Origin of the sequence: Mycobacterium sp. E802 (assembly GCF_001666875.1) — a bacterium.
Taxonomy (GTDB): Bacteria; Actinomycetota; Actinomycetes; order Mycobacteriales; family Mycobacteriaceae; genus Mycobacterium.
On the sequence record NZ_LZJD01000197.1, the window covers coordinates 1 to 13649 of the forward strand.

Sequence of the window (13649 nt, forward strand, 5' to 3'; positions counted from 1 at the left end):
GACGATCAGGCCGGTGGCCAGCAGCACCCCGAGCCGCTTCTTGCGCTCGACACCGGCCTCGGAGCCGCTGCGGTCGGCCCAGCGGTTGTAGAAGTAGCCCAACAGGGAGCCGAGCGGGATGATCAACGTCAGGCTCATCGGCAGGTACATGCCCATTCCGACCGCCAGCGGGGGCAGGGTGAAACGCGATGTCCGGGTGAGGATCTCGTCGACGATGACGATCCCGACGCCGATCAGCGCCCCCAACCCGATCAGCGACCAGTCCAGCGACCCACCGAAGACCCCCTTGGCCAGCGAGGAGATCAGCGCGGCCTGCGGGGCGGCCAACGCGTGGTCGGTGGCCCCCGGCGCGCCCAGGAATCCGAACGCCTGCTGCATCAAATCCAGCACCGGCGGGATGATCGCCGCGCCGAACAGCACCCCGATCACCAACGCCACCTGCTGTTTCCACGGCGTGGCGCCGACGAGCTGGCCGGTCTTGAGGTCTTGCAGGTTGTCGTTGGAGATGGTGGCGACACCGAACGTGATGGCCGAGGCGAACAACGTGAAGGCGACGAGCGCCAGGGCCTGCTCGTCATCGGCGCGACCGAAGACCACCTTGATCAGCACCGCGGCGATGAGCACGGTCAGGATGCCGACCCCGGAGATCGGGCTGTTCGACGAGCCGATCAGACCGGCCATGTAGCCGCACACCGCCGCGATTACCAGGCCGACGAGGAAGATGAAGATCACGCTGGCCGCGATGATCCCGGCCGACGCGCCATGCAACGCGGTGCCGCGGCTGAACTCCCACAGCAGCACACCGATCGGGATCAACATCGCCACCACGACGGCCGCGACGACGGGGAAGGGGATGTCGCGTTCGGTGAGGTCGACCAGCTGGCCCTCCCGGCGGTTGCGGGCCGACGCCAACGCGTCGGTAATTCCTTTGACGATGGGGCGCAAGATCTTCAACAGTGTCCACACCGCCGCCACCGCGATCGCCCCGGCGCCGATGAACCGCACCTCATGGACGAAGACGCCGTCGATCACGTCGGCCACGGATGCGTCGCCCCCGAACGCCCCGATGGTCCGGACCGGCAGCAGCACACCGAACGAGATCACCAGCCCGACGAGCATCGCGATGCCGACACTCATGCCGACCAGATGCCCCACGCCGATCAACGCCAACGACAAGCTGGCGCCGAACATCGACCCGCCCGCTCCGACACGGAAATACGCCGCAACGGAATTGGCCAACACCTTGACGTTGGCCAGCAGCGCGAACCCGGCCGACACCAGCGCGCCGAACGCGATGACCCGCAACCCGACGCGGTTGTCCTCGGCGCCGCCGGTACTGTCCCCGACCTTGAGCACCTCGGCGGCGGCCACGCCTTCGGGATAGGGCAGATCTGACCCGGTCACCAGGGCGCGGCGCAGCGGGATGGAGTACATCACGCCGAGGATGCCGCCGACGGCGCACACCGCCACGGTGATCCAGTACGGGAACCCGGTCCACCAGCCGATCATGATCAGCCCGGGTAACACGAAGATGATCGCCGAGAGCGTGCCCGCCGCCGACGCCACCGTCTGCACGATGTTGTTCTCCACGACGGAGTGGTTGGCGAAGTTGCGCAGGATCGCCATCGAGATCACCGCGGCCGGGATGGCGGTGGCGAACGTGAGCCCGACCTTGAGACCGAGGTAGACGTTGGCGGCGGTGAACACCAGCGTGATCACGCCGCCGAGCAGGATCCCGCGGACGGTCAGTTCCCGCAACGTCGGTGCGGCAGAAGTGGCGGGGTCTACTGGTACTCCGGCGGCCAACTCGACATCCTCTCGGTCGTACCCAAGGCCGTCGTCGTGTGGTCGGCCAATCCGTGGTTACACGGTAAGCGTTGCGTTGCGGTATTGCGGGGATGCCCTGGATCCGCATCGCGGCAAGTCTGGCGAACAAATGGGAGTGCGCTGGTAGCGTGATCCCATGGAGGCCATCATCGATTCCGGAGGTCGAGTTGTGCTGCCCAAACAACTTCGCGATGCGTTGGGTCTGACCCCGGGGACAAAGGTCGACATCTCGGCCTACGGGGGTGGATTGCAGATCGTCCCGGGCGGGAGGACGGCACGACTCGAGCGGGGCGAGGACGGGCGCCTGATCGCCGTGGCCGACACGGTCGTCACTGACGAGATGATGTTCGCCCTCATCGATTCGGGACGACGCTGACCGCAGTGCCTGTGCCCGTCACTGCGGTCGACACCAGCGTCGCGGTACCCCTGCTCGTCACCTCGCATCCGCAACACGCCATGGTGGCCGGCTGGGCCAAGGGGCGCACGCTGGGGCTGAGTGGGCATGCCCTGGCCGAAACCTATTCCGTGCTCACACGCTTACCGGGCGATGCCCGCATCGACCCCGCGGACGCGGTGACACTGATCGACGAGAACTTCCCCGAATCGTTTTCGCTCGGTGTACGTGCCGCGCGAGCCGCCCACCGCGAGCTCGCCCGCCGCGGCATCGCCGGCGTCGCCACCTACGACGGACTGGTGGCCTTGGCGGCTCGTGAGCACGATGCCGTCCTCGTCACCCGGGATGCACGCGCCAGATCGACCTACGAAACGCTCGGCGTGGTGACAAAGGTGCTGGCCGACGACGTCTGACCGGTGGGCCCGCGCGGTTACCGCCGTGAAATTGGTACCGGTTTTGGTACCGATACCGGTATCGTGGATGCATGCCTTCGCTCAACATCGAATTCGACGACGCGGAAATGGAGCAGATTCGCGCCGCTGCCCGCGTCGATGACGTGTCGTTGAAGAAGTTCGCCCACGCGGCAGTCATGGATCGGGCCAGCATGCACAAGCGCAGGGTGGCCGAGGCGGCGCGGCTCGTGGCCGAGAAGTCAGCCGAACTCAACAGACGGCTGGCGTGATCGAGTATCTCGACCGCGACGATGTCCTCACCGCGGGATCGATCGCCTTCGGCGGGGAACTGAAGGTGCGTGATTACGGTCTGCTCGATGCCGCTGTCGCGCGGCCTCGGGCGACGGTCTTTGGCGTCGACGCCTATCCGGAGGTGTGGGAAAAGGCAGCCGCACTGTTGCAGTCCCTGGCCCGCAATCGTGCCCTCGTCGACGGGAACAAACGCACCGCCTGGGCGTCGGCGTGGACGTTCCTGCATATCAACGGCATTGAACTCACCGCGGACTTCGACGTCGATCGGGCCGAGCGTCTGATGAACGACGTCGCGGTCCAGGACTGCGAACTCAATGAGATCGCTACATTGCTGGAGGGTTTCAGCGGGTGAGAGGCCGGCGCCTGAGCGCATGCCCACTCTGAAACCCACCCGTTGCGCCCCGTTCACCCAAAGCTGCCCGCCCGGACACCCGTGCACGCCAAGCTCGCCTCGACGCATCGGCACAACTGAAGAGGGCGACGGATGAGAACGGCACGAGCCGCAGCGGTGACCACGGCGGCGGCGATGATCCTGGCCGGCTGCTCCACCGAGGACGCGAAGCCGCAGGAGACACCGAAGGCGACCTCGCCGATCGACTGGAACCTGCCCGAGGCCGATCGCTACCACCGCACCGCCACCTACCCGGTGTATCTCAACAAGCCGGCCGACGACCCGGTCGACCGGGAGACCGTCGCCGAGATCTCCACCGTCACCCCCGACGGCAATATCCTCGTCTACACCGATGCCGCGGCCAAACGCATCGGCTTCGTCGACATCCACGATCCCGCCAAACCGATTGGCACCGGTACGCTTTCACTCGCCGAACTGGGACACAAAGACGATCAGCCCACCTCGGTGGCCGCCGTCGGCAACGTCGTCCTGGTCGTGGTGGACACCACCGGCGGTGACTTCGCCCATCCGTCCGGACGCGTCGACATCGTCCGGATCGATGACCGCACCCGCGTGCACAGCATCGACCTGGGCGGGCAGCCCGACTCGATCGCCATCAGCCCCGACGGCACCTTCGCCGCGATCGCCATGGAAAACCAGCGCGACGAGGAGTTCACCCCGCCCGGCAAGGAGGAAGGTGACCTGCCGCAGCCGCCAACGGGTTTCGTGCAGCTGATCGATCTGGAGGGCGCACCGAACGCCTGGACGGCCCGCAAAGTCGACTTCGACGTCGAGGCCGCCCGTGCCGCCGGGTTGGACACCCCGGAAGACCTCGAACCGGAGTACGTCAGCATCAACTCCCGCGGTCAGGTCGCGGTGACGCTGCAGGAGAACAACGGCTTCGCCGTCATCGACGGCCGCAGCGGCGCGGTGCAGAAGATCTTCACCGCCGGAAACCAGTCGGTCGAGGGGATCGACACCAAAGAGGACGACGCGATCGATCAAACCGGTTCGATCAACGACACCCCGCGCGAACCCGATGCCATCGGCTGGATCGGCGATGACCACGTCGCCACCGCCAACGAGGGCGACTGGAAGGGCGGCACCCGCGGCTGGACGATCTTCGACGCCGCGACCGGCAAGGTGGTGTGGGATTCCGGCAACTCCCTCGAACAGCTCGCGGTGCGCACCGGCCTGCACATCGAAAGCCGCGCCGAGGCAAAGGGTCCCGAGCCCGAAGGGCTGGCCATCACCGAGCTCGCCGGCAAGCCGACCGCGCTGATCGCCTCCGAACGCAGCAACTTCGTCGCGGTCTACGACGTCAGCGATCCGACCGCGCCGGTGTTCCGGCAGATCCTGCCCACCACGCCCGGCCCGGAAGGTGTCCTGCCGATCCCGTCGCGCAACCTGCTGGCCATCTCCTCGGAGTCCGACGACGCCGAGGCGCACGTGCGGGCTTCGGTGAACCTCTACGGCTACGGCGAAACCTTCGCGACCGCAGGGAAACCGAGCTTCCCGTCGATCGTGTCCGCAGACCTCGACGGCGCACCGATCGGATGGGGTGCGCTCGGCGCATTGTCGCCCGACCCGCAGAACCCCAACCGGCTCTACACCGCGACCGACAACGCCTACGGCCCGGCGCGCATTCTCGGTGTGGACGTGGCGCAGAAGCCGGCCCTGATCGACACCGCCTTACCGATCACGGAGAACGGCACGCCCGTCACCCTCGACACCGAAGGACTGTCCGCCCGGCCCGACGGTGGATTCGTGCTGGCGGTGGAAGGCGACGACGGCCCCGGCAACCAGCTGGTCTACGTGGCCGCCGACGGCAAGATCGAGAAGCGGGTTTCGCTGCCCAAAGACATTGCGGCGCAACTCGGCGGCCAGGGTCTCGAAGGCGTTGCCGTCGACGGGGACACCGTCTGGGTGGTGCTGCAACGTGAACTCAAGACCGACCCCAAGGGCATGGCCCGGATCGGACGTTACACACCAGAACGGGACGCGTGGGAGTGGTTCGGCTACCAACTGGACGCCACCACCGCCAAGGATGACTGGATCGGGCTGTCCGAAGTCAGCGTCCACAACGGCGAATTGCTGGTCCTGGAACGCGACAAACTCAACGGGCCCGACGCGCGGGTGAAGGCGCTGTACCGGGTGGCGATTCCAGGCGGTGCGGGCGCGACGGGCGTGGGCAAGCCCAGCGTGCTGCCGAAGACGTTGGCCCGCAACCTGGTACCGGACCTGCAGGCCACCAACGGCTATGTGCAGGAGAAGGTCGAGGGGGTCGCGATCGCCGGCAACCAGCACCTGTATGTCATCACCGACAACGACGGGCTCGATGACGCGAACGGTGAGACGGTGTTCCTCGATCTCGGACCGGCCACCGAGGCGTTGGCGGGATAACTACGCCAGACCCAGTGCCTTGCGCAGACGGTCGGCATCCATCCCGCCCGGGACGGCCGGGAACGAGTCGAGCAGTTTGATCAGGTCGCCGCGTCGAGTCGGGTCGTCGGCGGCTTGGCGCGGGGTGTGGCCGTCGAGCGCCGGAATCGGTTCATCGAGCCACTGTGCCTCGTGGGCGAGGATGGCCTCGTTGAGCACGGCGGCGACTTCCGGGCTCATCGGATCGAGCTGCGCACCGCGCGCCGAAAGCGCTTCGGCCACAGCGGATGCCTCGCGGAGATCGCCCATGGGTACCCGGGACTCTTCGACGATTGCCAACGTCGGTGCCAGTTGCTTCAGCGTCGCCAGCACGCGGTCCATGCGTTGTTCACTGTTGGTGGCGATGTGTAGGGCGTCGCCGTCGAGGTCAATCATGGCGCGAATCCGCGGCATGCCGTGGGTGACGACACGCTCGAGCCACCGGGGCGGATCTTCGTCGGCGACCCGGTCAAACGTGGTGTCGAGTGACGCCGAAAGATCGGCCGGGTCCGCGACGCGCAGCGTCGCCTCACACGCGACGAGGGAATCGCCCTCGGTGTTGGTCAGTGTCGGCGGAGCGAACCGTTGCGTCAGAAACGCGACGAGTTCGATCGCATCGGGTTCGGTATCGAGCAGCTCGATCAGTGGCGCACGCTCGTGCAGCGCCACCGGCTCGATACCACCGAAGATCTGCATGGTGTCGCCCGCGGGAACCACACGCGCACAGATCATTTGACCCGCTTTGAGCTGACGGCTGCCGGCCGCCTCCTGGACGTCGTGGATGTCACCGGTGCGTACGTCGCGCACCGTGATACCGCGCCCACGCTGCACCTGCTCGACCTCGAACACCGAACGCTGCACCAAGAGCCACTGCTCGGCCAGTAGCCGCTCGTCGTCGGGCAACAGCGGCCCACGCTGGTCGACGAACTCGCCGAATGCGCCACCCTCGAACAACACGGCGTCGATGACGAGCGGATCGGTTATTGCGTCGAATAATTCGTCGTCGTCCTCGGCGTAGTATCCGCGTTCCGACCTGACCGATTCCAATAGGAGATCCCAGTCGCTCGACATGAGATGTTGGACAGCCTTGGCGTACAACCAATCGACCCGCTCGGCCAGCGGCAACTGCTCACGGCCCAGGTGGCACTTCTTGTACTTGCGGCCGGAGCCACACCAGCACACGTCGTTACGGCCCAGATCACTGCGGGGCTGCGCCCGATGCCGCTCCAACAGGACGACCATCGGATCGTCCGGCTCGGCACCGGCGCGGCGCAGCAGGGACAACGCCCGCTCGACATCACCACGGTCGGAAGCAAACCGGGCCAGGTTGAACAGCACTGGCTCCCAGGTGGTGTCGAGCGACTCGGCCTGCAGCAGCTGCTGTTCGGCTTGCTCGACGGCGCCTGTGCGCTCCAAGGCGACCGCCTGCAGCCACCGGCACCCCACCCGGGCCGGCCGCGACAGTTTCGGCTCCAACGCTTCGGCAAGCAGACCCAACGCGGCCGCGCCGGCGCGCCCGGTGTGGGTTGCCGCGTCCGCGAGAATCTCGGCGAGCACCGGGTCAGCGAGCACCTCACCGAAGTCGCCGGCGATGGCCAGAAACGAGCGGGAATCACCCGATTCCTCGGTATCTTCCAGTAGTTCTTCGATGGTATGCGTGCTGCCGTCGGCGCCCGCGGTCTCGATCGTCCGGCGCAATTGATCGTGAAGTTTGGTCAGCGTATAGACCGCCACTGCGTCGACGCCGGGATCGAGTTCGTAACGGTCCCGGAACAACTCGTAGCCTCGCTCGAACTGCCACGCGGGGAAATCAAAACCCGGCGGCGCCAACAGGGCTCCGAAGCGGGCCAGACCGTGATCGGCAGCGATCTGACTCAGCGGCGGCACAGCCTCGGTGAACAGCTGCGGATCCTCGGCGCACAATGTCTGCACCGCGGTCTCGAAGTCGATCGGGTGGTCATCGAGCAGCGCCGCCAACCGGGCGCCGACCTCGGCCTGGCCGGTGGCGTCGACGCGCTCCACTGCCAGGCCTCGTCCGGTCCACCGCACCCCGACCAGGTCGCCCTCGGAAACCTGCAACGTCGCCAGCGTTCCCGACGGCAGTAGCAGGGCCCCGCGCGGATCCACCACCTCAAGGGGGATCTGACGTTGTTCGAGCAGTTCGGCGTCGACCGAACGTAGAACGATCTGGGCCGGTGAGCCGTCGACGAATCCACCGAACTGCTCGTCGCTGCTGAGTGCGATCACCGGGTCGAGGTCGGGTGTCGTGGCCAAGAGATCGTGGGCCGCCTCGTCGGCGGTGAGCCGGTGGGTGAACACCCGACCGTGCAGCAGCGTGGGTAGCCACACCCAGGTCTCGTCGAGCAATCGGTCTATCGGATCACCGATTTCGTCGAGAACGTCGTCGAAATCGAGGTCGACCTGGCCGCGTTCGCGTAGCCGTTGCATGAGGTCGTCTTCGGAGAGCGGCCCGTGCTCGGTCAGGATTTCCGCCACTGCTTGCACTGGATCGGACGCGTCCGCCATGGGGCCACCCTATAACCGGCCGAGGCTCCGTTCTGCATCAATGCATCATGATGCGATGATAGACTTCACTATGCGCACCACCGTGGACTTGCCGGATGACCTGCACAAACAGGCCCAGGCGATTGCCCGGGACACCCATCGAAGCTTGAGTGAGACGGTCGCAGATCTCATGAGACGGGGCCTAAGTGCGAGCACAAGCACCGCGACGATTGCGACGGACCCTCGAACGGGATTGCCGACCGTGAGCGTGGGCACAATCGTGACGTCTGAGGATGTGCGGTCATTGGACGACGAAGAGTGACTGCACTGCTCGATTCGAACGTGTTGATCGCGTTGGTCGTGGTTGAACATGTGCACCACGAGAGGGCCTCGCAGTGGCTGTCGGCATCTGCCGCGCCGTTCGCGACCTGCCCGATAACCCAGGGCAGTCTGCTTCGCTTTCTGCTGAGAAACGGATATACCGCGTCGGCCGCACGTGACGTCGTCGCCGCTGTCCACACTGCCGATCGTCACGAGTTCTGGCCGGACAGCCTGTCTTTCGTCGATGTGAGACTGGACGGGGTGATCGGGCACCGGCAAGTGACGGATGCTTACCTTGCGCAGCTCGCTCGCCATCTTGGCGGGCAATTGGCGACGCTGGATACCGGCCTGGCCCATCTGCACCGCGACGTGGCGCTACTGGTGCCGACTGCATCCTGAGCGCCAGGAATTGAGAACCGTCTCTATGCGGTCGTACACCCGATCCCGAGCCGATTGTCGGTCGACACCGGACATCAGCAACTCGTCATAGTCGGTGTCCTCGTGACGAATCGATGCCGCGACGGCCAGGTGCACGGCATCCGGATCGAGCGCCCGCCCGGCAGCACTACGCCCGACCCGTCCGCTGCCGCGTATTGCCGTGTGCCGGGCGATCTTCTCAGCTCGGTCGGCCGGGCAGTGCGGGAACTGGACGAGGATGGCAGCGGCCAACTCGGCCTGAAAGCGCAGATCCTCGTCGGCTCGGCGGACGGCGTCGTGTTCCCGGCGGCGGGCGCGGGCGTCGGCGTCGGACAGGCACTCCTGTTCGGCGCGTTGGATCGCCTCCACTTCGGCCAGGATTCCTTGGCGCTCATAGCGTTTGCGCGACCGGCTCCACCGCACCACCACCGCCGACAGTCCACTCGCCTTCTTTGCACGGCGCGTCAGCGCGGCATCACCGGCCGGCAGGAACTCCAGATGCCCGAAGTCCGCGCAGTCCAGGCACACCGGTCCCGCGTCCTCCATGAACAGGTAATCACCGGTTCCCTCGCAGGAGGTACAAGTCCAGTCCTTGATCGGCATGATCGCCAGGAGATCGGGTGGTTTACTCTGCCGCTTGACCGCACGCTCATCGAGATCCGGTGACACCCAGTGTGTTCGGTAGATGCGTTCGGTCGCGTCATCGCCGTCGCCGCTGAATCGCAGCACCCGACGGTCACGTGTCTGGCTGACGTAGTCGGTCTCGGAGGGCTTGAGGTTGCGGTCCTGCGCCCACCGTTGCAGGGCCGCCAGCGCGGCGGCGACCTTGTTCGGGTTGGTCTGGATAGCGTCGTCCAAGGAGTCGATGCTGCCTTGACGCCATCGTTCGACGTGCGACGGCGTCAACCAACCCAACCGCAGCAAGACGTCGATGACACTGACATATCGCTGGGCTTTGAAGGCCATCTCGGCGGCCTGATCGACGCGCTGTTCAAGTTTTGAGCCGGCCATATCCGGTGAGGATAACGTCAGGCTGGTCTCGCCCCGAGAAACATCGGGGTGCGATCGTCGAGTCAGGGCTACTCGGTCGTTTCCTCGGCTCCCGGATCGGTGACGATCGTCTGAAGTAGGTCGACGATCTGTTGTTGTCCGGCTGCCATGATGTCGAACTTGCCGCGGATCTCGGTGAAGCCTTGGTCGACGTGCGTACGGAGGTCGACGAAGTCCTGCCGAAGATCGACGAAGTCCTGCCGAAGGGCGTTGAAACTCGCGGTGGTGGCCTGGCGGAACTCTCGGATCTCGGAGCGGAACTCGCTGACGTCACGGTCGGCGGCTCCGGCGAGAACACGAGCGGCCGCCGCGTCCTGTGCAACGGCCCCTACTTGGTCGGCCAGATCGCGCACCCGCTCCTCAAGAGCGCTGACGCGCGGTTCGAGATCTCCAGACTCCACGCCGACCACGTTACGTGGGCGCGCCCACCCGTTCAGAAGTTATCCACAGGAACCTGACGCAGAGACCGGCATTGCGGCTAACCTTCCGCCGCCACCAACGACCGCAGCTTGATGTCGGGGTTGTCGCGTTGGAACCCTTCTAGCCGCCACGGCGTGGAGAACACCACGAGCATGACCCCGTCGGTGCGGGTCAGCACTTCACAGGAGACCTGACGATTGACGAACTCGGCGTCCTCGGGTTCGACGATCCGGGCCACCTGATATGGCAGGTTCTCCAACGAGATCGGGGCACTGAGCTCGGTGGCCATCCTGTGGGCTGCCACCTCGAACTGCATCGGCCCGACGGCGGCGAACACCGGCGCCTGGTCACCGCGCTTGTCCGAGCGCAGCACCTGCACGACACCTTCCTGATCGAGCTGCTCGATGCCCTTGCGGAACTGCTTGTGCTTGCTGGGGTCGGTGCCCCGGGCGACCGCGAAGTGTTCGGGAGAGAAGCTCGGGATCGGCGGATACACCACCGGCACGTCGCGGTAGAGCGTGTCACCGGGGCGCAGCACCGCGGCGTTGGCCAACCCGATCACATCACCGGGCCAGGCGTCGTCGAGTGTCGAGCGCTGCTGGCCGAACACCGACTGCGCGTACTTGGTGACGAACGGCTTGCCGGTGGCGGCATGGGTGAGGACGTCGCCGCGCTCGAACGTGCCCGAGACCACCCGGGCGTAGGCGATGCGATCCCGATGGGAGGTGTCCATGCCGGCCTGCACCTTGAACACGAACGCGCTGAACGGGGAGTCCACCGCACGGCGATTTCCGTCGACGTCGAGCGAGCCGCTGGGGGCCGGCGCCAACTCCACGAGCACATCGAGCAGCTGGTTGACCCCGAAGTTCAGCGCCGCGGAGGTGAACAGCACCGGGGAGGATTCCCCGGACAGGAACGTCGCGCGGTCGTAGTCCGACCCGTCGGCCGAGAGCAGTTCGGATTCCTCGACCGCGGTGTCCCAGTCCTCCCCGGCGGCGGCATGCGCGTCGGCCGCGGCGATGTGCTCCTCGGGGGCGGCAGTGGCGCCGCCCGCGGTGCGGGTGAACCGGATGAACTTGTTCTCCCGGCGGTCCATCACACCCTTGAAATCTCCGGCGATACCCACCGGCCAGGTCAGGGGAGTGGTGCGCAGCCCGATCCGCTCGTGGATCTCGTCCATCAACTCCAGGGCGTGCCGGCCCGGGCGGTCCCACTTGTTGATCACCGTGATGATGGGGATGCCCCGATGCTTACAGACCTGGAACAGTTTTAGGGTCTGCGGTTCAAGGCCTTTGGCGGCGTCGATGAGCATCACCGCGGCGTCCACGGCCGTCAGCACCCGGTAGGTGTCCTCGGAGAAGTCGGCGTGGCCGGGGGTGTCGAGCAGGTTGATGACGCACTCGCGGTACGGGAACTGCAGCGCGGTCGAGGTGATCGAGATGCCGCGGGCCTTCTCCATCTCCATCCAGTCCGACACCGTCGACTTGCGGCCCGCCTTGCCGTGGATCGCGCCGGCCTCGTTGATCACCCGCGCATGCAGCGCCAGCGCCTCGGTCAGCGTGGACTTACCGGCATCCGGGTGGCTGATGACGGCGAAGGTCCGGCGACGGGCCGCCTCGGCGGCGATCCGGGCAGCGTGCGGGGTGGTGGCGAGGGCGTTATCGGTCATCTCGACTAGCGATGGTATGGGCGTGCGGGGACAAACCCGTAATCGAGCGGGACCCGGCCAGTGATCCGCGCCGGGTGGTATCGCCAGTGATACTGCATTTCCAGATCGCCTGTCGGTCTCCTTCCCGGCGCCGGCGTGCCGCACGCGCATCACGACTCGCCCACAGTCCCGAGGCGTCGCACCGATGCCCGGATGGTCCGGCTACCATTGGGTCAGCGATCGGTTTTCGATCACGACCCGATTCAATCCGGCCCTCGCCGAACCACATTGGAGTGACATTGACGTCTGTTCGTCGTGCCTACCTGGCGGTTGCACTTGCCGTGCTGGCCGTATCAGGTGGTGTCGTCGTCTCGGCCCTGCCGGACTGCGCCGAGCACTGCCAGACGTTGGCGGCCGCGCCCCAGGGCGCCCCGCAACCCTCACCGACCGAACCGGCCAAGCTCACCATCACGCCCAAGCCGAACGCCGAAGTCGACCCGCTGGCGCGCGTCATGGTCACCGCCGACACCGGGACCGTCGTCCGCGTCACGATGGTCAACGACGCCGGCAAGGAGATCCCGGGCATCCTCACCCCCGACGCCAAGACCTGGAAGCCGACGACGGAACTCGGCTACGGCCGCACGTACACGATGACGATCGAGGGGCGTGGCCCCGGCGGCATGCCGACTCGCAAGACCACGAGCTTCACCACCGTCACCCCGGGCTACCAGGCCCGCGTCTACCTCAACGGGACGTCGTACGCCCCGCTGCAGGACGGCGCCACCTACGGCGTCGGGATGGTGATCGTGGCCCGCTTCGACGAGCCGGTCACCGACAAGGCCGCCGCCGAACGCCGGATGAAGGTGATCACCGAGCCGAAGGCCGTCGGCTCGTGGAACTGGATCGACGACCAGACTGCGCACTGGCGCCCGGAGCGGTACTATGCGCCGGGCACCAAGGTGACCGTCGACGCCGCGATCTACGGCGCCAAGCTCGGTGACGACCTCTACGGCGCACAGGACGAGAAGGTGTCGTTCACCATCGGTGCCTCCCACGTGACGGTCGCCGACGACAAGGACAAGCAGGTGCGGGTCTACGAGAACGGCAAGCTGGTGCGCACCATGCCGACCTCGATGGGCATGGGCGGCACCGAGACCGTCGGTGGCACCACGATGAGCTTCTGGACTCCGCGCGGCATCTACACCGTGATGGACAAGGCCAATCCGGTGGTCATGGACTCCTCGACCTACGGGCTGCCGGTGAACTCCCGGCTCGGCTACAAGACCACGATCCCGTGGGCCACCCGCATCAGCATCGACGGCATCTATCTGCATCAGCTCAACTCGACGATCTGGGCGCAAGGCAAAGAGAACGTGAGCCACGGCTGCCTGAACCTCAGCGGTGAGAACGCCGAGTGGTTCTACAACTTCTCGGTGCCCGGCGACATCGTCGAGATCCGCAACACCGGCGGCGACCCGCTCAAGCCGACCAACAACGGCGACTGGTCGGTGCCCTGGGCGCAGTGGGTCAAGGGCAGCGCGCTGAACTGAG

The 13649-nt window shown here is 66.3% G+C and carries 13 protein-coding genes; 8 read left to right on the top strand and 5 right to left on the bottom strand.

What is annotated here, in order from left to right; all coding sequences use genetic code 11:
* A partial coding sequence (locus A5699_RS28000; protein ID WP_067777266.1) for an OPT family oligopeptide transporter occupies positions 1 to 1806 on the bottom strand: 1806 nt, incomplete at its 3' end.
* Positions 1807 to 1963: 157 nt separating this feature from the next.
* Here A5699_RS28000 and A5699_RS28005 point away from each other — a divergent pair.
* From A5699_RS28005 to A5699_RS28025, 5 genes are all read left to right on the top strand, one after another.
* Positions 1964 to 2203, top strand: a complete 240-nt coding sequence (locus A5699_RS28005) for an AbrB/MazE/SpoVT family DNA-binding domain-containing protein (RefSeq protein ID WP_067777162.1) — start codon at positions 1964 to 1966, stop codon at positions 2201 to 2203.
* Between the two features lie 11 nt (positions 2204 to 2214).
* Positions 2215 to 2634 carry a type II toxin-antitoxin system VapC family toxin gene (locus tag A5699_RS28010; protein WP_197508420.1) on the top strand — a complete coding sequence of 140 codons (420 nt, stop codon included), beginning with the start codon at positions 2215 to 2217 and terminating at the stop codon, positions 2632 to 2634.
* Positions 2635 to 2705: 71 nt separating this feature from the next.
* Entirely contained in the window at positions 2706 to 2903 is a 198-nt protein-coding gene (locus A5699_RS28015) for an antitoxin Phd (RefSeq protein ID WP_067777167.1), read from the top strand.
* Positions 2900 to 3277, top strand: coding sequence for a type II toxin-antitoxin system death-on-curing family toxin (locus tag A5699_RS28020; RefSeq protein WP_067777170.1), 378 nt, complete (start codon positions 2900 to 2902; stop codon positions 3275 to 3277). Before A5699_RS28015 ends, A5699_RS28020 begins: the two co-directional genes overlap by 4 nt.
* 132 nt (positions 3278 to 3409) lie before the next feature.
* Positions 3410 to 5719: an esterase-like activity of phytase family protein gene (locus A5699_RS28025; RefSeq protein WP_067777173.1), complete on the top strand. Its 2310-nt coding sequence runs from the start codon at positions 3410 to 3412 to the stop codon at positions 5717 to 5719.
* Here A5699_RS28025 and A5699_RS28030 read toward each other — a convergent pair whose 3' ends face one another.
* A complete protein-coding gene (locus A5699_RS28030) occupies positions 5720 to 8263 on the bottom strand; it encodes an SEC-C domain-containing protein (RefSeq protein ID WP_067777176.1) in 2544 nt (847 codons plus the stop codon).
* A gap of 70 nt (positions 8264 to 8333) precedes the next feature.
* On the opposite strand from A5699_RS28030, the gene A5699_RS28035 reads away from it, so the two are divergent.
* The gene (locus tag A5699_RS28035; RefSeq protein ID WP_067777268.1) at positions 8334 to 8564 is read left to right on the top strand and encodes an antitoxin; all 231 of its coding nucleotides are present in this window, start codon (positions 8334 to 8336) and stop codon (positions 8562 to 8564) included.
* On the top strand, positions 8561 to 8962 hold the full coding sequence (locus A5699_RS28040) for a TA system VapC family ribonuclease toxin (protein ID WP_067777179.1): 402 nt from the start codon (positions 8561 to 8563) through the stop codon (positions 8960 to 8962). The genes A5699_RS28035 and A5699_RS28040 overlap by 4 nt, the downstream gene beginning before the upstream one ends.
* Here A5699_RS28040 and A5699_RS28045 read toward each other — a convergent pair.
* From A5699_RS28045 to A5699_RS28055, 3 genes are all read right to left on the bottom strand, one after another.
* Entirely contained in the window at positions 8939 to 9991 is a 1053-nt protein-coding gene (locus A5699_RS28045) for a DUF2293 domain-containing protein (protein WP_067777182.1), read from the bottom strand. The two genes, A5699_RS28040 and A5699_RS28045, sit on opposite strands and share 24 nt — an antisense overlap.
* Before the next feature lie 68 nt (positions 9992 to 10059).
* Positions 10060 to 10431 (bottom strand): hypothetical protein, encoded by a 372-nt coding sequence (locus A5699_RS28050; RefSeq protein WP_067777271.1) that lies wholly within the window; start codon positions 10429 to 10431, stop codon positions 10060 to 10062.
* Positions 10432 to 10508: 77 nt separating this feature from the next.
* Entirely contained in the window at positions 10509 to 12119 is a 1611-nt protein-coding gene (locus A5699_RS28055) for a peptide chain release factor 3 (RefSeq protein WP_067777185.1), read from the bottom strand.
* Positions 12120 to 12391: 272 nt separating this feature from the next.
* Between A5699_RS28055 and A5699_RS28060 the strand changes: the two genes are divergently transcribed.
* Positions 12392 to 13648, top strand: coding sequence for an Ig-like domain-containing protein (locus A5699_RS28060; RefSeq protein WP_067777188.1), 1257 nt, complete (start codon positions 12392 to 12394; stop codon positions 13646 to 13648).
* Position 13649: the final 1 nt, after the last annotated feature.